The organism is Escherichia sp. MOD1-EC6819 (genome assembly GCF_002965765.1).
GTDB lineage: Bacteria > Pseudomonadota > Gammaproteobacteria > Enterobacterales > Enterobacteriaceae > Escherichia > Escherichia ruysiae.
The window spans coordinates 321,135-345,221 of record NZ_PTRG01000004.1 but is presented as its reverse complement, the minus strand read 5'-3'; the positions used below and the strand labels follow the sequence as shown (position 1 = coordinate 345,221).

Here is a 24,087-nt window from a genome sequence, read left to right as displayed (position 1 = left end):
TGTGGATTAATTCAGTATTTTTATTGTTACTCCTATAGCATTCATGCAAATTATCGCTAAACTATGGCGACCTGAAATTTTCCGTCTGTTAGGGTAATGATGAGAGTTGAAAATAATAATATTCCTGGGCATAACCATGACCCGGAACAGATTGATTTAATTGATTTACTGATGCAGTTGTGGCGTGGGAAGGTGACCATCTTCATCACTGTTATTGTGGCAATCGCTCTGGCTATCGGATATCTGGCGGTAGCGAAAGAGAAATGGACGTCGACAGCCATTATTACTCAGCCAGATGTGGGGCAAATTGCTGGTTATAACAATGCCATGAATGTTATCTATGGTCCGGCTGCACCGAAAGTGTCGGATTTACAGGAGGCGTTAATTGGTCGCTTCAGTTCTGCCTTCTCTGCATTAGCTGAAACGCTGGATAATCAGGAAGAACCAGAAAAACTGACCATTGAGCCTTCTGTTAAAAACCAGCCGTTACCGTTAGCTGTTTCTTATGTCGGGCAGACTGCGGCGGACGCACAGAAGAAGCTGGCTGAATATATTCAACAGGTTGATGACCAGGTGAATAAAGAGCTGGAAAAGGACCTGAAAGATAATATTGCTTTGGGTATGAAAAACCTGAAAGACTCTTTGAAAACGCAGGAAGTGGTGGCGCAGGAGCAAAAAGATCTGCGTATCCGCCAGATTCAGGAAGCGTTGCAATATGCGAATCAGGCGCAGTTGGCAAAGCCGCAAATTCAACAGACCGAAGACGTAACGCAGGATACGTTGTTCCTTCTGGGAAGTGATGCGCTGGAGTCGATGATCAAGCATGAAGCGACCCGTCCGCTGGTTTTCTCGCCTGGCTACTATCAGACTCGTCAAAACCTGCTAGATATCGAAAGTCTGAAGGTTGATGATCTTGATATTCATGCCTACCGTTACGTTATGAAACCCACACTGCCAATTCGTCGCGATAGCCCGAAAAAGGCCATCACCTTGATTCTGGCTGTGCTGCTGGGTGGTATGGTTGGCGCGGGGATTGTGCTTGGGCGTAATGCGCTGCGCAATTACAACGCGAAATAATCTTTTTAGCTTTAAAGAATACGGGCAGGGTGGTGACACCGTGCCCGTTTTTTGTTGCCGATGTGACAACAACATCACATCCAGTCAGCCTGCAACTCACTGATGTCGTTTGCGCAGGTTCTCAATCACCGTCGTTAAATCCAGATCCTGATCCTGCAACAGCACCAGCAGGTGATACATCAAATCAGATGCTTCGTTGGTCAGTTCAAAGCGGTCATGTACCGTCGCGGCCAGCGCAGTTTCCACGCCTTCTTCACCCACTTTCTGTGCGATACGCTTGGTGCCACTGGCATACAGTTTGGCAGTGTAGGAGGTTTCCGGATCGGCAGATTTGCGCTCGGCGAGCAGTTGTTCCAGTTGATACAGGAACAGCCACTGGTGAGCGGTGTCGCCGAAGCAGCTGTTGGTGCCTTTGTGGCAGGTTGGGCCGATGGGATTCGCCAGCACCAGTAGTGTGTCGTTGTCGCAGTCCGGCGCAATGCTCACTACGTTGAGGAAATTGCCTGACGTTTCGCCTTTGGTCCACAGTCGCTGTTTAGTGCGTGAGAAGAACGTGACTTTGCCGCTCTCTATGGTTTTATCCAGGGCTTCCGGGTTCATGTAGCCCAGCATTAACACTTCGCCGGATACCGCGTGTTGCACAATCACCGGCATCAGTCCGTCGGTTTTTTCCCAGTCCAGTTCGCGACGTTGTTGTTCTGTTAACATATCCTGATCTCCACGCCCTGTGTTGCCAGGTACGCTTTTAATTCACCAATATTGATTATTTGTTTGTGGAATACGGAAGCAGCCAGCGCGCCGTCAACGTCGGCATCGCGGAAGGCTTCGAGGAAGTGTTCCATAGTGCCCGCGCCACCGGAGGCAATCAGCGGGACGTGGCAAACTTCACGCACTTTTTTCAGCTGCTCGAGATCGTAACCGTTACGCACGCCATCCTGATTCATCATATTAAGAACGATTTCTCCGGCACCGCGTTTTTGCACTTCCTGTACCCAGTCGAGTGTTTCCCACTGAGTGACGCGGGTGCGGCTTTCATCGCCGGTATATTGATTCACATGATATTTACCGGTTTCGGCGTCGTACCAGGTATCAATGCCTACCACAATACACTGCACGCCAAAGCGATCGGCCAGACGGGTGATCAATGTCGGATCTGCCAGCGCAGGGGAGTTGATGGAGATTTTATCAGCGCCAAAGGAAAGAATTTTCGCGGCGTCATCCAGAGACTTAATCCCACCCGCCACGCAGAACGGAATATCGATCACTTCTGCCACGCGAGATACCCAGCTTTTATCTACCACCCGTCCATCGCTGGAAGCGGTGATATCATAGAACACCAGTTCGTCAGCGCCTTCTTCGGCATAGCGTTTTGCCAGCGGTACAATATCGCCAATGATTTCATGGTTGCGAAACTGTACGCCTTTCACCACCTGACCATCACGAACGTCGAGACACGGAATTATGCGTTTTGCCAGCATGCGATGGCCTCCTTCACGGTGAATTTACCTTCCAGCAATGCACGACCAACTATTACGCCGCGCACGCCAGTACCACGCAGGGCAGCGACATCATCAATGCCGCCAATGCCGCCGGAGGACTGAAATGCCACCTGCGGATATCTGGCGCACACTTCTTCATATAAAGAGACGTTAGAACCTGTCAGCGTGCCGTCGCGCGAGATATCGGTACACAGTACATGTTTCAGGCCGACAGGTAGATAAGTTTCCACCAGTTGTTCCAGTGAAACGCCCGAGTTTTCTTGCCAGCCGCTCACTGCCACCTGTTTGTTGCCTTGCTCGTCAATGCGTACATCCAGCGCCAGCACCAGCGCATCGGCACCGAAGCGTTCAAACCATCCTTTCACCACGTCAGGTGATTTTACCGCAGTGGAGCCGACGACCACGCGGGCAACGCCTGCGTCCAGTAATGCTGCCACGTCTTCTTCGCTACGCACGCCGCCGCCAACCTGCACCGGAACGTTAACGCCCGCGACCAGCGTTTTAATCAGGGGGATTTGGCGTTTAGCCGGATTTTTTGCCCCGGTCAGATCCACCAGATGCAGCACTTCGGCACCCTGCGCGGCGTAATCCTGTAAGCGTGGCAGCGGGTCGTTACCGTAATCACGCTGCTTGCCGTAATCGCCCTGATGGAGACGCACCACGGTGCCGTCGATTAAATCTAATGCCGGAATAATCATTACATCTCCAGGAAGTTTTTCAGCAACTTAGCGCCAGCGGCACCAGAACGCTCCGGGTGGAACTGCACGCCGTAGAAGTTATCTTTTTGCACCGCAGCGGTGAACGGTTCGCCGTAATTACATTGGGCGATGGTCCACGGATTGACCGGCATCGCGTAGCTGTGAACAAAGTAAAAGTAAGCGCCGTCTTCAATTCCCTGAAACAGACGGTTGCCCGCCTGCGGGTAAACGCGATTCCAGCCCATATGCGGCAGCGGCAGACCAAAGTCGGTCATTTTCGGCACATCCTCGTCGATGATGCCCAGCAAATCGACGCCGTTGCTCTCTTCGCTACGTCGTCCCAGCAGTTGCATCCCTAAGCAGATGCCCAGCACCGGTTGAGTACAGGCTTTGATGAGATCAAACAGTTCACGCTCACGCACCTGATCCATCGCCGCTTGTGCTGTGCCGACGCCGGGTAAAAACAGTTTATCGGCCAGCAACACTACGTCCGGATCACGGCTGACTTTCGGTTCATAGCCGTGACGCGCAATAGCAGACTTCACCGAGTTCAGGTTGGCGCAGCCGGTATCAAGGATCACCACGTTCATTACAACACTCCTTTCGACGAGGGTAAGGTGTCGCCTTCCACGCGGATGGCCTGGCGCAGGGTGCGACCAAAGGCTTTGAACAAGCTCTCTACACGGTGATGATCGTTTTTACCTTTGGTTTTCAGGTGCAGGGTCACGCCCATGGTGTAAGAGAGCGAACGGAAGAAGTGCTCGATCATTTCAGTGCTGAGATCGCCCACGCGCTGGTAGGTAAATTCGGCTTTATATTCCAGGTGCGGGCGACCAGAGATATCCAGCGCGCAGCGGGCAAGGCATTCGTCCATCGGCAGCACAAAACCGAAGCGGCAAATACCGCGTTTGTCGCCGAGGGCGATTTTTAACGCTTCGCCCAGCGCCAGGCCGGTATCTTCGACGGTGTGGTGATCGTCAATATAGAGGTCGCCTTTGACGTTGATTTCCATACGGAAGCCGCCGTGGGTGGCGATCTGATCCAGCATGTGATCAAAGAAGCCAACGCCGGTGTTAATTTTGCTGCCGCCTTCGCGATCCAGCCACACCTGAACGTCAATCTGCGTCTCTTTGGTGTTGCGTACCACGTGAGCGTAACGATCACGTTTGGTGAGTTGCTCGCCAATCATCGGCCAGTTCAGGGTTTCGCGGTTGTAGCGTAAACCATTAATGCCCATGTTTTCTGCGAGTTGAATATCGGTCGCGCGATCGCCAATCACATAACTGTTGGCACGATCCATTGCTTGTTCAGCCAGGTAACGCTCCACCAGTTTTACTTTCGGTTTACGGCAGTCGCACTCATCTGCGGGCAGGTGTGGACAAATCAGCACTTCATCAAACTGAACGCCTTGTGAGGTGAAGATCTGCATCATCAGGTTGTGCGGGCCATCGAAATCCGCCTGCGGGAAACTTTGCGTCCCCAGACCATCCTGGTTGGTAATCATCACCAGTTTATAGCCCGCTTTTTGCAGCTTCAGCAGTTCCGGGATCACGCCTGGTTCAAAGGCGAGTTTGTCAAAACGGTCCACCTGAAAATCACTCGGCGGCTCGCTAATCAGGGTTCCATCGCGATCGATAAAAAGATACTTCTGACTCATCAAACTTGCTCCGCACGTAAGGCGTCAATGACGCGCTGGCTTTCTTCACGGGTTCCGACGGTAATTCGCAGGCAGCCGCTTAAAGAGGGTTGTTTATTCTGATCACGTAAGATAATGCCCTGATCCCACAAAGATTTAAACACCGCGCTGGAGGCTTTAAAGCGCGCCAGAATGTAGTTGGTTTCGGAGTCGAAAACCTGCTCCACGCAGGGGATTTCTTTCAGTGCGGCAATCAGGTATTCGCGTTCTGCAATAATTTGCGCCACCCGTTCGCGCATGGCGATGATTCCCTTCTGGCTTAACGCCTGTGTGGCAATGTCGGCAACCGGCGTCGAGAGCGGGTAGGGGGCGATCACTTTCATTAACAGGTTGATGACTTCTTCATTTGCCAGCGTAAACCCGCAACGAAGACCCGCCAGAGCGAAGGCTTTCGAAAGGGTGCGCAAAATAGCCAGGTGCGGATATTCCGCCAGCCAGCCCGCCAGCGATGCCTGTGGGCAAAATTCAATATAAGCTTCATCGGCGACCACAATGGCTTTACCGCGAGTTAACTCCAGCAACGTGCGAAAATCCTGCGGGTTGATCAGTTGCCCGGTTGGGTTGTTGGGGCTGCAAACGTAGACCACTTTCACGCCGTCCAGCTTGTCGGAAATCCCCTGCAAGTCCAGTTGCCAGTTTTCCAGCGTCGGCACCGTGCGGCACTCGACGCCAATGGTTTCGGCGCTGACGCTGTACATGCCGTAAGTTGGCGGGCAATAGAGAATGGCGTCTTTCCCTGGTTCACAAAAAGCGCGAATCAGCAGTTCAATACCTTCGTCCGCGCCACGGCTGACCAGCACCTGTTCCGGTTTCACACCTGCATACTGCGCATAATTTTCAATGACCGCTTTCGGCTGACATTCCGGGTAGCGGTTGAGCGTTTGCTGTGTTAGCTGAAACTCGACGGCTGTGGGATATTCGTTGGCGTTCAGCCAGACATCGCCGTTACCACCCAGACGACGCGCCGACTGATACGGCGTCAGGTTGCGAACGTTTTCACGCGCTAAATCGGTAATAGTCACGGTGCTCATGCTTGCTCCTTAAGGGCGTTAACACGCAAAGTAACGGCATTTTTGTGGGCGGTCAGGCGCTCGGCGGCGGCCAGCGTTTCAATGGTCGAAGCTAGCGCGGAAAACCCTTCTTTTGACAGTTCTTGCACGGTCATACGCTTCTGGAAATCCGCCAGGCCGAGGCTGGAACAGGTGGCGGTATAACCGTAAGTCGGCAGCACGTGATTGGTGCCGGAGGCGTAGTCGCCCGCCGATTCCGGTGACCAGTCACCAAGAAATACCGAACCGGCACTGGTGATGCTATCGACCAGTTCACGGGCGTTGCGGGTCTGAATGATCAGGTGCTCCGGGCCGTACTGGTTGGAGATCTCTATGCACTGCGCTAAATCGTTGGTCACGATCAGGCGACTGGCGCTCAGTGCCTGACGTGCGGTTTCGGCACGCGGCAGTTCTGCCAACTGACGTTCGACGGCTTCGGCAACGCGACGCGCCATATCAGCATCGGGCGTCAGCAAAATCACCTGTGAATCCGGGCCGTGTTCTGCCTGGGAGAGTAAATCAGAAGCGACAAAATCCGGTGTTGCGCCGCTGTCGGCAATGACCAGCACTTCCGACGGGCCTGCGGGCATATCGATCGCCGCACCGTCCAGACGCTGGCTAACCTGACGTTTTGCTTCGGTGACAAAGGCGTTACCCGGCCCGAAGATTTTGTCCACTTTTGGCACGGATTCAGTACCAAACGCCAGTGCGGCAATGGCCTGCGCGCCACCGACGTTAAACACTTCTTGTACGCCGCACAGCTGCGCTGCGTAGAGGATCTCATCGGCAATCGGCGGCGGTGAGCACAGCACGACTTTATTGCAACCCGCAATACGCGCCGGAGTCGCCAGCATTAATACGGTTGAGAAAAGCGGGGCGGAGCCGCCAGGAATATACAAACCAACCGAAGCCACCGGGCGCGTGACCTGCTGGCAACGCACGCCTGGTTGAGTCTCGACATCTACCGGAGGCAGTTTTTGCGCAGTGTGGAAGGTTTCAATATTCTTTACTGCCACAGCCATCGCCTGTTTCAGGTCGTCGCTCAGGCGTTCGCAGGCTGCGGCAATTTCCTCAGTAGTTACTTTCAGCGCGGTAACCGTGGTTTTATCAAACTTCGCGCTGTATTCCCGTAAGGCGTCATCGCCGCGAGTTTTCACGTTATCTAAAATTTCACGGACGGTACGGGTGATGCTTTCAGAGGCGGAGATCGCCGGGCGCATTAACAGTTGGCGTTTTTGCTCCGCAGTACAGCTATTCCAGTCAATGATTGTGTTAAAGCTCATGGCTATTACTCCATCATCTTCTCAATTGGCAGAACCAGAATCGAGCTGGCGCCCAGTTCCTTCAGTTTTTCCATGGTTTCCCAGAACAGGGTTTCGCTACTAACCATGTGCATTGCTACGCGCTGTTGGTCACCCGCCAGCGGCAGAATAGTCGGGCGTTCTGCGCCAGGTAGCAGGGCGATGACGTCATCCAGACGTTCGGTCGGTGCGTGCATCATGATGTATTTCGATTCGCGCGCCTGGATCACGCCCTGAATACGGGTTAGCAGTTTGTCGATCAGTTGCTGTTTGGATTCTTCCATTTCGCCATCGCGCTGGATCAGGCAGGCTTTCGAGCGGTAGATAACTTCGACTTCGCGCAGGCCGTTGGCTTCCAGCGTGGCACCGGTGGAAACCAGATCGCAAATCGCATCCGCCAGTCCGGCGCGCGGGGCGACTTCGACAGAACCGTTCAGTAAGCAGGATTTAAAAGAGATACCTTTCTGGTCGAGATAACGTTTGAGCAGGTGAGGATAAGAGGTGGCAATACGTTTACCGTTTAAGGAGAGCGGGCCGTCCCAGGCTTCATCAACCGGCGTTGCCAGCGAAAGGCGGCAGCCGCCGAAATCCAGACGACGCAGGGTAAAGTAGCGCGGATCTTCACCCTGGGCGCGGCGGTTAAGCAGTTCTTCTTCCAGCACGTTTTCGCCGATAATCCCAAGGTCTACTACGCCGTCCATTACCAGACCGGGAATGTCGTCGTCACGCACGCGCAGAATATCAATCGGCATGTTTTCAGCCATTGCGATCAGGCGCTGGGTGTGAAGATTAATTTTAATGCCACAGCGCGCCAGTAATTCGCGCGAGTCATCACTTAAACGGCCGGATTTCTGCATAGCTATGCGTAAACGAGTGTTGTCTGTCATTTTCTTCTTCCTCTTTAAACCTGTCTGAATCGGTATCAACCACGCAATAAAAAAGCCCCCGGAAGGCGATCTTCCGGGGGCTTTCTCATGCGTTCATGCACCACTGGAAGATCTGAATGTCTTCCAGCACACATCGCCTGAAAGACTAGTCAGGATGATGGTGATGATGGTGGTGTTTAAATTGAACGCGTGTCATAAAATTCTCTGTGAATGTTTATTCAACTGATGCCTTTTAACCTAAACCACTTTCACGTTAGAAAGCAAGGGCTTTTTTATATATTTTATGGCGATGGATTTGCTTAATGAATGAGCGGGGAAAGGAGGGGGTCAGGAGTGGCTACGTTAAAAAAGTAATCGTGAAAATATGTCTTTAAAACCCTCAAGAACATTGTGTTCTGTAACTAAAGTGGGCTTTGTTCCTGCCGGATGCGGCGTGAATGCCTTATCTGGTCTACAAATGTTGCCTAAATTCAATATATTGATGTTTTTGTAGGACTGATAAGCGGAGCGCATCAGGCAATTGTATATTTGCTAACAGTTTCGATTTCATTCATAGAATGAATTGTCAGTTTTGATACGCTAGCGTAGCCTTATAGATCTAAGGTGTATCAGGAGAAAACGGATGAAAAAGGTCGCAATTGTCGGGTTAGGGTGGTTAGGTATGCCGCTGGCGATGTCACTTTCAGCGCGAGGCTGGCAGGTCACCGGGAGTAAAACCACACAAGATGGCGTCGAAGCGGCCCGAATGAGCGGGATTGATAGCTATCTGCTTCGCATGGAGCCTGAGTTAGTTTGTGATTCTGACGATCTGGATGCCCTGATGGATGCCGATGCGCTGGTCATTACGCTTCCTGCACGTCGCAGTGGCCCCGGCGATGAGTTCTATTTACAAGCTGTGCAAGAGCTGGTGGATAGCGCGCTGGCTCATCGTATTCCTCGCATTATTTTTACCAGCTCAACGTCTGTCTATGGCGATGCACAAGGCACTGTGAAAGAAACTACCCCGCGTAATCCGGTGACCAACAGTGGACGAGTATTAGAAGAACTCGAAGACTGGCTGCACAATTTACCCGGTACTTCGGTCGATATTCTGCGTCTTGCGGGGCTGGTCGGACCAGGGCGCCATCCCGGACGCTTCTTTGCCGGAAAAACCGCGCCTGACGGTGAACACGGTGTTAATTTAGTCCACCAGGAAGATGTTATTGGCGCTATCACCCTGTTGTTACAGGCACCTAAAGGCGGACACATCTATAATATATGTGCGCCAGCTCACCCTGCGCGCAATGTTTTCTACCCACAGATGGCTCGTTTACTGGGGCTGGAACCCCCGCAGTTCAGAAACAGTCTGGACAGCGGTAAGGGTAAAATTATTGATGGCAGTCGGATTTGCAATGAACTGGGATTTGAATACCAGTATCCCGATCCGCTGGTAATGCCGCTGGAGTAAACGATCACGCCAGCAGGACGCCGCATACACTGCAAGGGGGCGTGTATGAAACCACTGCTGGATGTGTTGATGATCCTCGATGCCTTAGAAAAAGAAGGCAGTTTTGCGGCGGCGTCGGCCAAACTCTACAAGACGCCGTCCGCTCTGAGTTATACCGTTCATAAGCTGGAAAGCGACCTTAATATTCAATTACTCGATCGCAGCGGTCACCGCGCTAAATTCACCCGTACCGGAAAAATGTTATTAGAGAAAGGGCGGGAAGTTCTCCATACCGTGCGAGAACTGGAAAAGCAGGCTATCAAACTTCATGAAGGCTGGGAAAACGAGTTGGTGATTGGGGTAGATGATACGTTTCCTTTTTCCCTGCTTGCGCCACTCATTGAAGCCTTTTATCAACATCATAGCGTGACGCGCCTGAAGTTTGTCAATGGTGTACTCGGTGGTTCCTGGGATGCCCTGACTCAGGGGCGAGCGGATATTATTGTTGGCGCGATGCATGAGCCACCGTCTTCCAGTGAGTTTGGTTTCTCGCGGTTGGGCGATCTGGAACAAGTTTTTGCGGTAGCGCCTCATCATCCGCTAGCCCAGGAAGAAGAACCGTTAAACCGTCGTATCATTAAGCGGTATCGGGCGATTGTGGTGGGTGATACTGCGCAGGCAGGCGCTTCTACGGCCTCGCAACTTCTCGATGAACAAGAAGCCATAACCGTATTCGATTTTAAAACCAAACTGGAGCTACAAATAAGCGGTCTTGGTTGTGGCTATTTACCCCGCTATCTGGCGCAACGTTTTCTCGATAGTGGCGCGTTAATTGAGAAGAAAGTGGTCGCCCAAACTCTTTTTGAACCGGTCTGGATTGGCTGGAACGAACAGACCGCAGGGCTTGCCAGCGCATGGTGGCGGGATGAGATTTTAGCAAATAGTGCGATTGCTGGAGTTTATGCAAAATCTGATGACGGAAAATCAGCCATTTAAATAAAAAATTTTATGACAAGCCTCTCATTCTCTTGTCATTTACCCCCCATTTAGGCACAATGCGCCGCTGTCAAAAAATGACTAAAAACCGACGTTTTATCCGCGTCGGTTATTTTTTGCTTCAAACCAATCATTCATACCAAGAGGCCGGGCTTCGTACCGGATAGATATTTACTAAAAATCGACAGTTGTTGTCGCTGAGGAATCCAAAAAAATGGGGCAATTTTTTGCTTACGCGACGGTTTTCACCGTAAAGGAGAATGACCATGTCGCATAACGTTACTCCAAACACCTCTCGCGTGGAATTGCGTAAAACGCTTACGTTAGTTCCGGTTGTAATGATGGGTCTTGCCTATATGCAGCCGATGACGCTGTTTGATACTTTTGGTATCGTTTCAGGCCTCACGGATGGTCATGTGCCGACAGCCTATGCGTTCGCATTAATTGCGATCCTGTTTACGGCTCTGAGCTACGGGAAGCTGGTTCGCCGCTATCCTTCTGCTGGCTCTGCATACACTTACGCCCAGAAATCCATTAGCCCGACCGTTGGCTTTATGGTGGGTTGGTCTTCTCTGCTCGACTATTTGTTCGCGCCGATGATCAACATCCTGCTGGCGAAAATCTATTTTGAAGCTCTGGTGCCTTCCATCCCATCGTGGATGTTTGTGGTGGCGCTGGTGGCCTTTATGACCGCCTTTAACCTGCGTAGTCTGAAATCCGTAGCGAACTTCAACACGGTAATCGTAGTGTTGCAGGTTGTGCTGATCGCGGTGATTCTGGGCATGGTTGTTTATGGCGTATTTGAAGGTGAAGGCGCTGGTACGCTGGCGAGCACTCGTCCGTTCTGGTCTGGCGATGCGCATGTTATCCCGATGATTACCGGGGCGACAATCCTGTGCTTCTCCTTTACCGGCTTTGACGGCATCAGCAACCTGTCGGAAGAAACCAAAGATGCAGAGCGCGTGATCCCGCGTGCGATTTTCCTGACCGCGCTGATTGGCGGCATGATCTTCATCTTTGCAACTTACTTCCTGCAGCTGTACTTCCCGGATATCTCTCGCTTTAAAGATCCGGATGCGTCACAGCCTGAAATCATGCTGTACGTTGCGGGTAAAGCGTTCCAGGTTGGCGCGCTGATCTTCTCCACCATTACCGTACTGGCGTCCGGTATGGCGGCGCACGCAGGCGTAGCGCGTCTGATGTACGTAATGGGTCGTGACGGCGTGTTCCCGAAAAGCTTCTTCGGTTATGTACACCCGAAATGGCGTACCCCGGCAATGAACATTATCCTGGTTGGCGCGATTGCTCTGCTGGCAATCAACTTTGACCTGGTGATGGCAACGGCGCTGATTAACTTTGGTGCGCTGGTAGCATTTACCTTCGTTAACCTGTCGGTCATTTCGCAGTTCTGGATCCGTGAGAAGCGTAACAAAACGCTGAAAGATCACTTCCAGTATCTGTTCCTGCCGATGTGTGGTGCTCTGACTGTAGGTGCGCTGTGGGTTAACCTGGAAGAAAGCTCAATGGTTCTGGGTCTGATCTGGGCGGCAATCGGTCTGATTTATCTGGCTTGCGTGACGAAGAGCTTCCGCAATCCGGTTCCGCAATACGAAGACGTTGCATAATATTACAAGCCGGATGATGTAACCATCCGGTAAGTCACTAAAAACCGGAGTTTATCGCTCCGGTTTTTTCTTTTCAGACGATCTCTTCAGCGTACTGCCAAAGCGCCTTTAACAGCGCCACTTTCTCTTTATCATCGGCATATTGTTGTGCCAGCATTTGCAATTCATCAGCATAATCTTGCAAAAACTCTGGCGTGAAGACCTGACGACGGTGCTCCAGCCAGCGTTGCTGTTCGGCGTAGTCCAGCGTTCCTGGGAAGTTACGCGCACGATAATTGAACAACAGCTTCTCAATGCGTTTATCGACAAAGGTGATATCCAGTGCCGGTAAATTACGCGGCTCGGTTTCCAGTACAATTTTCATTGCCGCGCGATCGGCGTCGCTGAAAAAGCCGTTATAAAGTTGGGCATCCACGTTATCTGAAGGCGTAAATGGTTCGGCTTCAGCGAATATCGCCACCACTTTTTCACGCACTTGCGGATTTTCACGCAGAATTTTCAGGTTATCGAGACAATGCTGGCGATTAATGCCCAGCCGATCGGCATCTTCCGGGCGAAGCGTATTCGCCTGTGCTAATACCGGACATTTATTAATATGCACCAGCTTAACCGGAACGGCGGCGTTATCACCCAGATCGGCTTTCGCGGTATACAGGCGCTCGCGCAGCGTGTCGCTATCCAGTTCCAGTAATGGCGAAATATCTCCTGCTAAATCCACCATAATCACGGCATTGCGATTTTCAGGATGCCATGCCAGCGGCGCAACCCAACTGGTATTGCCACGCCATGCACCAAACATACCGGAAACGTGAACCAGGGGTTTCATCTGTGGCACATCAATCAACGCCATCAATTTGTGCTTGTTGCGATGGCTGTAGAGATAATCAAACAGGCGTGGCTGACGCGTTTTCACCAGTTTCGCCATCGCAATAGTGGCGTACACATCGGCCATCGCATCGTGGGCATTGCTATGTTCAATACCATTCGCTTTGGTTAAATGTTCAAGGCGAAAACTCGGTAGACCGTCATCATTTTCAGGCCAATTGATCCCCTCCGGACGCAGCGCATAACAGGCGCGCATGACGTCCAGCAGATCCCAGCGAGAGTTATCATGCTGCCAACTCCAGGCATAGGGATCGTAGAAATTACGATAAAAAATGTTGCGTGTGACTTCGTCATCGAAACGTACATTGTTGTAGCCCAGAATACAGGTCTTCGGCACGGTAAAAAGCGAATGAATGCGAGCGGCAAACGCAGCTTCGTTTTCTCCTTTCGCCCGCGCTTCCTGCGGGGTAATACCCGTGATTAAAACTGCTCCTGGTTGGGGTAAATAATCATCTGCAGGCTTGCAATAAAAAACCTCTGGTTCGCCGATGATATTGAATTCGCTATCGGTGCGAATGGCAGCGAACTGCGCAGGGCGATCTAACGCAGGGTGCGTGCCAAAGGTTTCATAATCGTGAAACAAAAAGGTAGATTGTTGCTTACCGTCATTCATCATTAGGTTAAATCCGTTATTTCTGCTGTATGTCAGAGTATCAAATATCACCGTGCTAATCAGCTTTAGAGCGACAATTTGACAGGGAGTAGCAACTGATAATGTCAGATTAAAAATGAGATAAATGTCACATTTTCTTGCACTTTATTCCAGCCAGTTCATCAGGATTTCCGTAAAAAGAACTGCTATTTGAAACTCCTGAGGATTTGCTGTTGAAACGCCGTCTTATTATTGCTGCTTCTTTGTTCGTTTTTAATTTATCGTCTGGTTTTGCGGCGGAAAATATTCCCTTTTCACCCCAGCCTCCACAAATTCATGCGGGATCATGGGTCTTGATGGATTACACAACCGGTCAGATCCTCACGGCGGGTAATGAGCATCAACAACGCAATCCTGCCAGCCTGACTAAGCTGATGACTGGCTATGTCGTTGATCGTGCAATCGATAGCCATCGTATTACGCCAGACGATATTGTTACGGTGGGGCGCGATGCATGGGCGAAAGATAATCCGGTATTCTTCGGTTCTTCACTGATGTTTTTGAAAGAGGGCGATCGCGTATCGGTACGTGATTTAAGCCGTGGGTTAATTGTGGACTCTGGCAATGACGCTTGTGTTGCACTGGCTGATTATATTGCCGGTGGGCAACGGCAGTTTGTCGACATGATGAACAATTATGCTGAGAAGTTGCATCTTCAGGATACGCATTTTGAAACAGTGCATGGTCTGGATGCACCCGGTCAGCACAGTTCGGCCTATGATTTAGCCGTCCTTTCTCGCGCTATCATCCACGGCGAGCCTGAGTTTTATCATATGTACAGCGAAAAAAGCCTCACCTGGAACGGTATCACCCAGCAAAACCGTAACGGATTATTGTGGGATAAGACCATGAATGTTGACGGCCTGAAAACCGGGCATACTTCCGGTGCCGGGTTTAATCTCATTGCGTCGGCGGTGGATGGTCAGCGTCGTCTCATTGCGGTGGTGATGGGGGCTGACAGCGCAAAAGGTCGCGAAGAAGAAGCCAGGAAACTGTTGCGTTGGGGGCAACAGAACTTTACTACGGTGCAAATTTTACACCGGGGGAAAAAGGTTGGCACAGAACGAATCTGGTATGGCGATAAAGAAAACATCGCTCTGGGAACGGAACAAGAGTTCTGGATGGTGCTGCCAAAAGCGGAGATTCCTAATATCAAGGCAAAATACACCCTTGATGGTAAAGAACTGACCGCGCCAATTAGCGCCCATAAGCGGGTTGGGGAAATTGAACTTTATGACCGCGATAAACCGGTGGCGCACTGGCCGCTGGTCACCCTGGAATCTGTCGGAAAAGGCGGTATGTTTTCCCGGCTGAGTGATTATTTCGAGCATAAAGCCTGACCTTTCTTACGCCGCAGACTGGCAGGAGTGCGAGTCTGCTCGCATAATCAACACTCATTCCTTGTGGTTTTTATATTACAAATCACACTGTATATAAAGCCAGTATAAGTGGAGGCGTCATGAACTACGAGATTAAACAGGAAGATAAACGTACCGTTGCAGGTTTCCATCTCGTTGGCCCGTGGGAACAAACGGTAAAGCAAGGTTTTGAGCAGTTGATGATGTGGGTTGATAACAAAAATATTGTTCCGAAGGAGTGGGTGGCGGTCTATTACGATAATCCAGATGAAACACCTGCCGAAAAGTTACGTTGTGACACCGTAGTTTCGGTGGCAGATAGTTTCACACTTCCCGAAAACAGTGAGGGCGTCATCCTGACAGAAATTTCGGGTGGTCAGTATGCGGTGGCGGTAGCCCGCGTAGAGGGGGATGATTTTGCGAAACCCTGGTATCAGTTCTTTAACAGCCTCTTGCAGGACAGTGCTTACGAAATGTTACCAAAACCCTGTTTTGAGGTTTATCTGAACAATGGCGCGCAAGATGGTTATTGGGATATCGAAATGTATGTCGCGGTGCAGCCAAAACGGCGCTGATAAATGACGTCGGGTCAGAGGTTAACCTGATTGCCACGCTGTTTTTCGTTATGTAAAAGAGTAAGATCCGTCTTCAGTTTTCTGACAACCAAACCGGGAACGTCCGCTATTCCCGGTTTGCCGGACAGATTTGTTACGTAGCGTTATTGCACCTGGTTTGTCAGATTGCATTATGATCGTTTTTTCCCTCTTTCACGGAGTGCCCGCGTGCGTGCCGATAAGTCCTTAAGCCCGTTCGAAATTCGAGTCTACCGTCATTACCGCATTGTTCATGGTACTCGGATTGCGCTGGCGTTCTTGCTCACCTTTCTCATCATTCGCCTGTTTACTATCCCGGAAAGCACCTGGCCGTTGGTCACTATGGTGGTGATCATGGGGCCAATTTCGTTCTGGGGTAACGTTGTCCCTCGTGCGTTTGAACGTATTGGCGGTACGGTGTTTGGCTCGATTTTAGGTCTTATTGCTCTGCGACTGGAGTTAATCTCTTTACCGCTGATGTTAGTCTGGTGCGCGGCTGCCATGTTTCTTTGTGGCTGGCTGGCACTCGGCAAGAAACCGTATCAAGGTTTATTGATTGGTGTGACGCTGGCAATTGTTGTTGGTTCCCCAACTGGTGAAATTGATACGGCATTATGGCGAAGTGGCGATGTGATCATCGGCTCTTTACTGGCAATGTTGTTTACCGGTATCTGGCCGCAACGTGCGTTCATCCACTGGCGCATTCAACTGGCGAAAAGTCTGACCGAGTATAATCGGGTCTATCAATCTGCATTCTCACCGAACTTACTTGAACGCCCACGACTGGAAAGCCATCTGCAAAAACTCCTGACCGATGCCGTGAAAATGCGAGGGCTGATTGCACCAGCCAGCAAAGAAACCCGCATTCCAAAATCGATATATGAAGGTATCCAGACTATTAATCGTAATCTGGTTTGTATGCTGGAGCTGCAAATCAATGCCTACTGGGCCACGCGTCCCAGTCATTTCGTGTTATTGAACGCGCAAAAACTGCGTGATACACAGCACATGATGCAGCAAATAGTGCTGAGCCTTGTTCATGCGCTGTATGAAGGTAATCCGCAGCCGGTTTTTGCCAATACGGAAAAATTGAACGATGCTGTGGAAGAGTTGCGTCAGTTGCTCGATAGCCACCATGACCTGAAGGTCGTAGAAACGCCGATTTATGGCTATGTGTGGCTGAACATGGAAACGGCACATCAGCTTGAGTTGCTATCGAATCTGATTTGCCGGGCCTTGCGCAAATAATTCCTGAACTTCAGAATCATCTTGCAGCTGCTTCGATTCAGCAAGGATAAAGGGTATGATAATGAAAAGGGATAAAAGCATTGTCATCTGCGGCAGCTATGAGTAATGTTGGCCCTAACGAATAGCGGTTGCTTAAACGAATCCGACTCTCACATTATCAGGGGTATAAAAATGGAAACTACCAAGCCTTCATTCCAGGACGTACTGGAATTTGTTCGTCTGTTCCGCCGTAAGAACAAACTGCAACGTGAAATCCAGGACGTTGAGAAAAAGATCCGTGACAACCAGAAGCGTGTCCTGCTGCTGGACAACCTGAGCGATTACATTAAGCCTGGGATGAGCGTAGAAGCAATCCAGGGCATCATTGCCAGCATGAAAGGTGACTATGAAGATCGCGTTGATGATTACATCATCAAAAACGCCGAACTCTCCAAAGAACGCCGCGATATCTCCAAAAAGCTGAAAGCTATGGGCGAAATGAAAAACGGCGAAGCGAAGTAATTTCTGCTTTATTCGATGAGGGTTGCCCGGCAACCCTCATTATTCATTGACTCTTTTCTGTGTATCACAAGTCATCATTCCCATCTGATAACCTATCAAAATTAGCGACAGCCTTCTTCTGTATGCAGCAAGGCAAAAAGCTCTGCAACTCCGATGTTATTAACCGCACTGGTCACTAACACGTTGCGCGCTCCAGCTTCCCGTAACCAGCATTTCACCAAAGATATTTGTTCCATGCTGGCTAAATCTGCTTTGGTTACTACTCCAATGACCGGGCGATTCATTGACGAGGTAAAGCCTGGCGAAAAAGGTGACCACGGTGCGTCCGCATTAAGCACAAGCGCGATAATGTCCGCTTCGCAGGCACTGACCAGCAGTGCGCTGTAAAGACTACGGTTTTCGAGGTATTCGCCGGGTGTGTCAATGGTGGCTGGTGACCAGACAATGGCCTGCGTTTTCTGATACTGAAGATCTTCTCCGCGCAGACATTGCGTGAGTGATGTTTTTCCGCACTGACTGGGGCCGATGAGCATCATACGTTGCATAACGTCAGGTCCGTGTAATGGGGCAGGCGGTAAAGAGCATCATTTCACCCAGCGTGCGGGTAACCTGATTAAGTGCATATTCGATAGCTGAAACATCGCCAGTCAGTACTACGGCACCAGTAAAACGATCAAGAAAACCAATTTCTACAGCTCCCGACTTTGTGGCGATATCGCACGCGATAATAGACGCTTCGCTGGGGGTAATCGTCAGAATGCCAATGGCGGAAACGGTATCTGGTAAACCTAATTTCTTAAACAGCTCCTTCCCTGGGTTAGCAATGACATGCGCCAGCGTAACCTGTTTACCGGGGACATATTCCTGAATCATCCGTTCAGTAGCGTGCTGAGTTGTCATTACCCCTCCACCATCTGACGCCACAAGGCTTCATGCGGACGGGCAATTACCGAGCGATAGACCAGCAATCCTTTTTCCCCCGCGCGCTCGCTGGCGACAGAGACCGCGTTATTAACATCTGAAATATCGCCAGCAACCACCATGTAGCATTTACCGCCAATGCCAAAAGCCATATGTACGCGAACGAGAATGACATTCGCAGCTTTGACAGCACAATCGGCAGCGTCAATGCAGGCGGCGACACTCCAGGTTTCGACTACGCCGACAGCCTGACGCTGTTCAACATGGTTCAGTCCGCTGATTGCAGTAAGGAGGCTGGGATGAATATTCGGCAGGACAAGACTGTCGACCAGCATTTCACCAGCAAGGGACGCTCCGCTGTTGATGGCCTGTTGCACCGCGCCCACATCGCCACCGAGCATCAGCAGAAATTTTCCGGGGCATAGCGTTTTGCTGACCAGTAACTCAACGTTGGCGCTTTTCAGCATGGCATCGCCGGTTTCCATCCCTTTTGCGATACTGCTAAGTTCTAAAATACCTACCGCTTTCGACATGGTTAACCTCTCACAACCGTAATAGCGTTTTCTGTCACATCGCTGACCGTGCCATTAATACTGGCATGAATGGGAGCACCTAATGTGCCGTGTGGAATTTGGCCTACACATTGTCCACGAACGACACGATCGCCTTTTTGTACACACGCAATTGCGCTGGCACCGATATGCTGGCGTAACAATAGAGTCACTTTTTCGGGCTGAGGCACCTGTTCAGACAATGGCGCATCCTGATACCACGGGGTTAATCCCAGTCTGGTTACCAGCCGTTTTACTGGGATCAGCCGATAATTTGCCATGACATCCTCAGGATTTAAGGCACCTTCGTAGCGGAGATTTTTGGTGCGTAATTCCTGCTTAAGCAGGCGGTTTATGCGCATCGGCGAAATACCTACCGGACAGGCGACGCTGGCGCAGACGTTGCACTCCGAACAGGTGAGAGCTGTCAGTAACAGTTGTGGCGTAGCGAGCTGTTGATAGTTAACCGCACGTACTAACAAATGTGGCGACAGTTCGTGACCAATTAAATGACGCGGGCAGAGATCGGTACATAAGCGGCATTGCTCACAAACGGTTTTCGCGACGACAAGTACGCTACGGTCATCCTGCATTCGACGTTGGATCAGTGAATGAGAATTGGGTAAAACGAGCAAGCCGCCAGTGGTTTTGCTGACTGGCGTGTCGAGCGATGTGATCAAACTACCCATCATCGGACCGCCATTGATAAAACCAGGATTATCCACTGTTGCGCCGCCCGCCAGCGCCAGTACTTCGCGTAAAGACATCCCGATGGGAACGGTCACTGTGATTGGTTTAGCCACTGCACCATTAACAGTAAGCGTGCGTCGCGTCACCGGATACTTTTGTTCAACGGCTCTGGCAATATTCAGTACGGTTTGCACATTATTGACCACCACACCGACACTAACGGGTAACGCAGCGGGAGGAACGCGGCGACCTGTTGCCATCCAGATGGTCAGCACTTCGTCTCCTGCGGGGTAAACGTCGGGCAAAATATGCAGGCGGATATCCGGCGGAAGCAATGATGTGAGTGCGTTTATTGCTGGTTGATACTTCTCTTTCAGCGCGATAATTCCGCTCCTGGCTCCGGTGGCTTTCATCGCATAGTGAACACCACGAAGCAGGCGGCTGGCTTGTTGTGCCATTAGCTGTTGATCCACTTTCAACATTGGTTCGCATTCCGCCGCATTCACCAGGAAAGTGTCAACCCACGCCTGTAGCTTAATATGTGTTGGAAAGCCTGCGCCACCAGCGCCCACGACGCCTGCTGCCTGTACTCGCTCGCGGATCGTCTGTTCGTCAAAGGACATTAACTCGCCGTTCATACCAACTCCTCAAGCATTTCTGCTATAGCGATGGCATCAGCCGCTCGTGGATTGGTACGCAGTGTGGCATCCGCCAGCGCAGCCCGAACCATATCTGGAATACGTGATGACCATTCTGCTTTTTTATCTTTCAGTGCATTGGCGAGAGTCGGCATTGAACAGGCTTTTTTTAGCTGTTCAATATGTTGAATGAGTGCATTCAGGCTTGCGGTGTCATTGGCATCGTCAGGGCATAAATGGCACGTTTTCGCCAGCCGGGCATAGCGTTTGGCAGCACGCGGATCGCCAGCATTAAAACGAATAACCGTCGTAAGCAGGAGCGCATTCGCCAGGCCGTGTGGCAGATGAAACTGCCCGCCGAGTTGATGGGCAATTGCATGATTTAACCCAAGCCCAGCCTGACTAAAGGCCATTCCTGCAAGCGTAGAGGCATTATGCATTTTGCCGCGAGTAGCAAGACAATCGCCTTTATTCACTGCTGTGGGCAGGTAGTGAAAAACAATTTGCACGGCTTTTTCGGCCAGTGCATCCGTGAAGTCACTGGCATGGGGAGAAACATAAGATTCAAGGGCATGGGTTAAAACATCCATTCCGGTATTGGCAGTTATCGCGGCTGGCACACTGACGACCAGCGAGGGATCGAGCACCGCTATATCCGGATAAAGCGCATTATCGAAAAGAGGATATTTAATCCCTTTATCGGGATCGCTGATGACACAGGCGCTGGTCACTTCCGAACCGGTGCCGCTGGTGGTGGGAATAGCAACGCAGGTTTCAATCTCAATAGCACACTGGCGACTAAACCAGACAATCGCTTTTGCGGCGTCCAGTGCAGAGCCTCCGCCAAAACCGATAACCACATCCGGGCGTAAAGTCTGCATTTGTGCAATGCCTTTTACCACAGTCTGGATCGTTGGATCGGGCGTTATTTCGCTAAAAATACTGATGCGGTTGCTATCAGGCAACGACTGACACAACGTGTCAATCAATGGCGAACCAGCCAGGAAGGCGTCGCAAATAATCCAGATGTGCTTATTGGTGAAACGGCTAAGGACTTTGAGACTTCCCAAACCGCTGTATAAACGTGTCTGCAATGAAAAAGTATTCATTTCCGTTTCTCTAGCGAATGGAAAAGCCACTGGTTAACACGCAGCGTCGTGAGCGGGCAAAAGTCCGTGCTGACGTTGTCCCTTCGCCAGTCGGTGTAGCAATGGTGAAGGTCGTAAAGCCTTCGCCGCCGACGCCAATACCCGCCCAGGAGGGGCCGTTTTTGACAAAGATTGAGGTTTGCATAACGCGCGCAGCAAGGTTGAGTCGTGAGACGTTCTGCGAGTGCATAATTGCCGTGTGGTGCAAACCGTCTTCGACTTTCAGCGCCAGGGTGAGGGCGCTGTCAAAATCGTTGACTTTTACAATGGGTAGCATCGGCATCAGTTGTTCACAGGTAACCCAGTTATCATCGGCGTCAACAACGGCAATCAGTAATCGTGGCATTTTCTGCGGTAGAGGAATTCCAGCCGCTTCCAGAAGATGGCATGGGCTTTTTCCGACCAGTTTTTTGTTGGCGACGCCGTCGGGCAGACAAACGGCGCGCAATTTTTCAGTTTGCTGATGGTTAAGAAGAAATGCGCCAAAACTTTGCATCTGTTGAATTAAATACTCTGCCACTGACGCTACGACAATCAGGCTTTTTTCAGCGATACATGGCAGGTTGTAATCGAAAGAAGCGCCGTTGATGATGTCTTCGGCGGCTTTCACAATATCCGCCGTTTCATCGACGATACACGGCGGGTTACCCGCACCGGCACCAATCACTTTCTTACCACTTTTCATTCCCATCGCGACGATACCCGGACCGCCGGTAATCGCCAGAACGCTGATTTTAGGGTGCGCCATCATCTGTTCGGTGGCTGTAAAGGTCGGTTCAGATACGGTAACGATCAGGTTATGAATGCCACTACAGCGAAACGCGATGTCTTCGATTATGGCAATGAGTTTCAGCGATACGTTTTTGGCTCCCGGATGAGGACTGAAGTAGATGCTATTGCCTGCTGCCAACATGCTGATGCTGTTATTAATGACGGTTTCCGTAGGATTGGTACTCGGCGTGACCGAGCCAATAACACCAAACGGAGAGTATTCAAATAAAACCATGCCACCATCACCGGTTAGTGCCGTGGTGGTTAAATCTTCAATTCCTGGCGTGTTATCAAGTGCCGCTTTGTTTTTTAGATACTTATCTTCTTTATTTCCCATCCCCGTTTCGCTGGCGCTTTCTTCTGCCAGTTCGGTAAGGCGGGGCGTTAATTCTTCGCGAATGGCGCTGATAATGGCGCTGCGGGTTTTAAGCGGACACTGTTGAAAGCGCAAAAAGGCCTGGTGTGCAGCGCAGACGGCCTCATCGACAGTCTGGAAAATACCATTTCTTTGTATTTGTAAGGCACTGGGCATCAGTTTTTCGTGCAGGATATTGCGGATAATCATTTCTAATTCAGTCGTATTCATTGGTTTGCTCCTGCATTAATTGCTGCCATTGCGGCTTGTGCAATATCCATATCTTGTTCAACGCTACCACCGCTGATGCCAAGTCCCCCAAGCAATATCCCGTCTCGCCAGAGAGGAAAACCACCACCAAAAGTGACGACTTTGCCTTGCATATGGCTTTCGAGCCCGTAAAGTGGCGCTCCGGGTTGTACGGCGTCAGCAAGTTTGTGTGTTGCCGTTTTCATCGCCACGGCGGTCCAGGCTTTTTTCGGTGCCAGCTCACTGCTGACCAGCAGTGCATCGGGCATCCGCCAGGTAACACTTTCTGTCCCGTTGGCATCAACAATGCTGATGACTACGGGAATATGTAGTTCATCCGCGCGTATTGCCGCACTACGAATGAGCTGGTGAAGATCCTGAAAAGTGAGCGGCATCGTGCGTTCCTTCAATGCTGGAGTGTGATTGGCTTCGTGATAACGTTTTGTGATTTCCCGAATCATCAGGTTTTGATGAACAACGTTGTCTTCCACGCGGGCGAGGGCATACAAGCAATCGGAAAGTCGGTTTATATAGTGCAACAAAACATGGTGGACGGTGGCTTCCGTTGTCAGTTCAACCAGAAGTCTTTCAGCCCGCCGGGCTACCGTGCGGGCGACATGCATACGGCTCGCGGCTTCACAACGACCAGGCAGTATGAAGCTGTGAACTGGAGGGACAGCGTTCATTGCGCTGTCGATCGCTTTTTCCAGCGCGGCAATTTCTTCTGTTCCGATGTAACGCTGCTGCGCTGACGGCTGTTCGCTTTCACTGGCGAGCTCGGCGCTAAACCAAAATATTTGTTGCTGAATAGCTTCCAGTAAGATGCGATGGCTTTCGATGGAGGTGGCGCAATAACACAGACTGAGTGTTGCGTTTAGCTCATCCAGTGTGCCATAGGCTTCGACACGTCGATGAGTTTTACTGACACGCTGTCCGGTAAATAGAGACGTACTTCCTGAATCACCTGTTCGGGTATAAATCGCCATCGTTAAAGTCCTTAGCGTGAAAGCGTATCGACAATGCCGACCACTGCCAGATCAATGGCTTCGTTGGGGCCGGAAAAAACATGTCTGGCGCTGGAGCCGCTGCTGAGGAGTACCAGTTCACCAACGCCTGCGCCGACTGAATCAACGGCAACTTCGTCACCGGTTAACGGTGTGAGAGGCAATTCGCCGTCGGCACTGACCCGGCGAACCAACAGCAGTTTTTTCCCGATCAGAGAAGGTGATTTTTGCGTGGATACCACCGCGCCGGTGACTCGAGCCAGATGCAT

The 24,087-nt window shown here is 51.0% G+C and carries 27 protein-coding genes and 1 other annotated feature; of the genes, 9 read left to right on the top strand and 18 right to left on the bottom strand.

Translation table 11 applies throughout. The features are described 5' to 3' along the window. Positions 1–99 precede the first annotated feature (99 nt). Complete coding sequence (gene wzzB, locus A7Z06_RS07840; protein ID WP_024165188.1) at positions 100–1,077, top strand: LPS O-antigen chain length determinant protein WzzB; 978 nt, start codon at positions 100–102, stop codon at positions 1,075–1,077. A 96-nt stretch (positions 1,078–1,173) separates the two neighbouring features. Here the strand turns inward: wzzB and hisIE are convergent, their stop codons facing one another. The 9 genes from hisIE to hisL all read right to left on the bottom strand — a co-directional run bounded on the left by hisIE (position 1,174) and on the right by hisL (position 8,403). Beyond that, positions 1,174–1,785, bottom strand: a complete 612-nt coding sequence (hisIE, locus tag A7Z06_RS07830; protein ID WP_000954890.1) for a bifunctional phosphoribosyl-AMP cyclohydrolase/phosphoribosyl-ATP diphosphatase HisIE — start codon at positions 1,783–1,785, stop codon at positions 1,174–1,176. After that, positions 1,779–2,555, bottom strand: coding sequence for an imidazole glycerol phosphate synthase subunit HisF (gene hisF / locus A7Z06_RS07825; protein ID WP_000880156.1), 777 nt, complete (start codon positions 2,553–2,555; stop codon positions 1,779–1,781). Before hisF ends, hisIE begins: the two co-directional genes overlap by 7 nt. After that, positions 2,537–3,274 (bottom strand): 1-(5-phosphoribosyl)-5-[(5-phosphoribosylamino)methylideneamino]imidazole-4-carboxamide isomerase, encoded by a 738-nt coding sequence (gene hisA / locus A7Z06_RS07820; RefSeq protein WP_000586476.1) that lies wholly within the window; start codon positions 3,272–3,274, stop codon positions 2,537–2,539. Before hisA ends, hisF begins: the two co-directional genes overlap by 19 nt. Beyond that, positions 3,274–3,864 carry an imidazole glycerol phosphate synthase subunit HisH gene (hisH, locus tag A7Z06_RS07815; protein ID WP_001103560.1) on the bottom strand — a complete coding sequence of 197 codons (591 nt, stop codon included), beginning with the start codon at positions 3,862–3,864 and terminating at the stop codon, positions 3,274–3,276. Before hisH ends, hisA begins: the two co-directional genes overlap by 1 nt. After that, entirely contained in the window at positions 3,864–4,931 is a 1,068-nt protein-coding gene (hisB, locus tag A7Z06_RS07810) for a bifunctional histidinol-phosphatase/imidazoleglycerol-phosphate dehydratase HisB (protein WP_000080099.1), read from the bottom strand. The genes hisH and hisB overlap by 1 nt, the downstream gene beginning before the upstream one ends. Continuing rightward, positions 4,931–6,001 carry a histidinol-phosphate transaminase gene (gene hisC / locus A7Z06_RS07805; RefSeq protein ID WP_000108975.1) on the bottom strand — a complete coding sequence of 357 codons (1,071 nt, stop codon included), beginning with the start codon at positions 5,999–6,001 and terminating at the stop codon, positions 4,931–4,933. Before hisC ends, hisB begins: the two co-directional genes overlap by 1 nt. After that, positions 5,998–7,302 (bottom strand): histidinol dehydrogenase, encoded by a 1,305-nt coding sequence (hisD, locus tag A7Z06_RS07800; protein WP_000009583.1) that lies wholly within the window; start codon positions 7,300–7,302, stop codon positions 5,998–6,000. Before hisD ends, hisC begins: the two co-directional genes overlap by 4 nt. Positions 7,303–7,307: 5 nt before the next feature. Continuing rightward, positions 7,308–8,207: an ATP phosphoribosyltransferase gene (gene hisG / locus A7Z06_RS07795; protein WP_000131781.1), complete on the bottom strand. Its 900-nt coding sequence runs from the start codon at positions 8,205–8,207 to the stop codon at positions 7,308–7,310. A 46-nt stretch (positions 8,208–8,253) separates the two neighbouring features. After that, positions 8,254–8,377, bottom strand: a sequence feature (His leader region). Next, complete coding sequence (gene hisL, locus A7Z06_RS07785; protein ID WP_001364200.1) at positions 8,353–8,403, bottom strand: his operon leader peptide; 51 nt, start codon at positions 8,401–8,403, stop codon at positions 8,353–8,355. It overlaps the preceding feature by 25 nt. A gap of 426 nt (positions 8,404–8,829) precedes the next feature. Here hisL and A7Z06_RS07780 point away from each other — a divergent pair, with 426 nt between their 5' ends. From A7Z06_RS07780 to plaP, 4 genes are all read left to right on the top strand, one after another. Next, positions 8,830–9,654, top strand: a complete 825-nt coding sequence (locus A7Z06_RS07780) for an SDR family oxidoreductase (protein WP_000754742.1) — start codon at positions 8,830–8,832, stop codon at positions 9,652–9,654. 45 nt (positions 9,655–9,699) lie between these two features. After that, a complete protein-coding gene (locus A7Z06_RS07775) occupies positions 9,700–10,629 on the top strand; it encodes a LysR substrate-binding domain-containing protein (RefSeq protein WP_000803376.1) in 930 nt (309 codons plus the stop codon). A gap of 214 nt (positions 10,630–10,843) precedes the next feature. Continuing rightward, positions 10,844–10,906 (top strand): membrane protein YoeI, encoded by a 63-nt coding sequence (yoeI, locus tag A7Z06_RS07770; RefSeq protein ID WP_105279388.1) that lies wholly within the window; start codon positions 10,844–10,846, stop codon positions 10,904–10,906. Then, positions 10,896–12,254 carry a putrescine/proton symporter PlaP gene (gene plaP / locus A7Z06_RS07765; protein ID WP_000019197.1) on the top strand — a complete coding sequence of 453 codons (1,359 nt, stop codon included), beginning with the start codon at positions 10,896–10,898 and terminating at the stop codon, positions 12,252–12,254. The genes yoeI and plaP overlap by 11 nt, the downstream gene beginning before the upstream one ends. 73 nt (positions 12,255–12,327) lie before the next feature. Here plaP and sbcB read toward each other — a convergent pair whose 3' ends face one another. After that, the gene (sbcB, locus tag A7Z06_RS07760) at positions 12,328–13,755 is read right to left on the bottom strand and encodes an exodeoxyribonuclease I (RefSeq protein ID WP_000980575.1); all 1,428 of its coding nucleotides are present in this window, start codon (positions 13,753–13,755) and stop codon (positions 12,328–12,330) included. A gap of 209 nt (positions 13,756–13,964) precedes the next feature. On the opposite strand from sbcB, the gene dacD reads away from it, so the two are divergent. The 4 genes from dacD to A7Z06_RS07740 all read left to right on the top strand — a co-directional run bounded on the left by dacD (position 13,965) and on the right by A7Z06_RS07740 (position 17,491). Beyond that, positions 13,965–15,131, top strand: a complete 1,167-nt coding sequence (dacD, locus tag A7Z06_RS07755; protein ID WP_105279384.1) for a serine-type D-Ala-D-Ala carboxypeptidase DacD — start codon at positions 13,965–13,967, stop codon at positions 15,129–15,131. A gap of 119 nt (positions 15,132–15,250) precedes the next feature. Then, positions 15,251–15,724: a DNA gyrase inhibitor SbmC gene (gene sbmC, locus A7Z06_RS07750; protein ID WP_001105402.1), complete on the top strand. Its 474-nt coding sequence runs from the start codon at positions 15,251–15,253 to the stop codon at positions 15,722–15,724. Positions 15,725–15,931: 207 nt separating this feature from the next. After that, positions 15,932–16,990, top strand: a complete 1,059-nt coding sequence (locus tag A7Z06_RS07745; protein WP_105279383.1) for an FUSC family protein — start codon at positions 15,932–15,934, stop codon at positions 16,988–16,990. 171 nt (positions 16,991–17,161) lie between these two features. Beyond that, positions 17,162–17,491, top strand: coding sequence for a DUF496 family protein (locus A7Z06_RS07740; protein WP_000450409.1), 330 nt, complete (start codon positions 17,162–17,164; stop codon positions 17,489–17,491). A 101-nt stretch (positions 17,492–17,592) separates the two neighbouring features. On the opposite strand, the gene pduV is transcribed toward A7Z06_RS07740, so the two are convergent. Genes pduV through pduN form a run of 8 tightly spaced genes read right to left on the bottom strand, consistent with a single transcriptional unit; the run spans position 17,593 to position 24,087 of the window. Next, positions 17,593–18,036, bottom strand: coding sequence for a EutP/PduV family microcompartment system protein (pduV, locus tag A7Z06_RS07735; RefSeq protein ID WP_001189427.1), 444 nt, complete (start codon positions 18,034–18,036; stop codon positions 17,593–17,595). 4 nt (positions 18,037–18,040) lie between these two features. Further along, positions 18,041–18,391 (bottom strand): propanediol utilization microcompartment protein PduU, encoded by a 351-nt coding sequence (pduU, locus tag A7Z06_RS07730; protein ID WP_000211354.1) that lies wholly within the window; start codon positions 18,389–18,391, stop codon positions 18,041–18,043. Further along, on the bottom strand, positions 18,391–18,945 hold the full coding sequence (gene pduT / locus A7Z06_RS07725) for a propanediol utilization microcompartment protein PduT (RefSeq protein ID WP_000030729.1): 555 nt from the start codon (positions 18,943–18,945) through the stop codon (positions 18,391–18,393). The genes pduU and pduT overlap by 1 nt, the downstream gene beginning before the upstream one ends. A 2-nt stretch (positions 18,946–18,947) precedes the next feature. Further along, positions 18,948–20,291 (bottom strand): 4Fe-4S dicluster domain-containing protein, encoded by a 1,344-nt coding sequence (locus A7Z06_RS07720; RefSeq protein WP_001012921.1) that lies wholly within the window; start codon positions 20,289–20,291, stop codon positions 18,948–18,950. Then, positions 20,288–21,400, bottom strand: a complete 1,113-nt coding sequence (locus A7Z06_RS07715; protein ID WP_001091430.1) for a 1-propanol dehydrogenase PduQ — start codon at positions 21,398–21,400, stop codon at positions 20,288–20,290. Before A7Z06_RS07715 ends, A7Z06_RS07720 begins: the two co-directional genes overlap by 4 nt. Before the next feature lie 10 nt (positions 21,401–21,410). Continuing rightward, positions 21,411–22,796, bottom strand: a complete 1,386-nt coding sequence (gene pduP, locus A7Z06_RS07710) for a CoA-acylating propionaldehyde dehydrogenase PduP (RefSeq protein ID WP_001098297.1) — start codon at positions 22,794–22,796, stop codon at positions 21,411–21,413. Beyond that, positions 22,793–23,800 (bottom strand): two-domain cob(I)yrinic acid a,c-diamide adenosyltransferase PduO, encoded by a 1,008-nt coding sequence (gene pduO / locus A7Z06_RS07705; protein ID WP_001029519.1) that lies wholly within the window; start codon positions 23,798–23,800, stop codon positions 22,793–22,795. Before pduO ends, pduP begins: the two co-directional genes overlap by 4 nt. 11 nt (positions 23,801–23,811) lie before the next feature. Continuing rightward, the gene (gene pduN, locus A7Z06_RS07700) at positions 23,812–24,087 is read right to left on the bottom strand and encodes a propanediol utilization microcompartment protein PduN (protein WP_000549827.1); all 276 of its coding nucleotides are present in this window, start codon (positions 24,085–24,087) and stop codon (positions 23,812–23,814) included.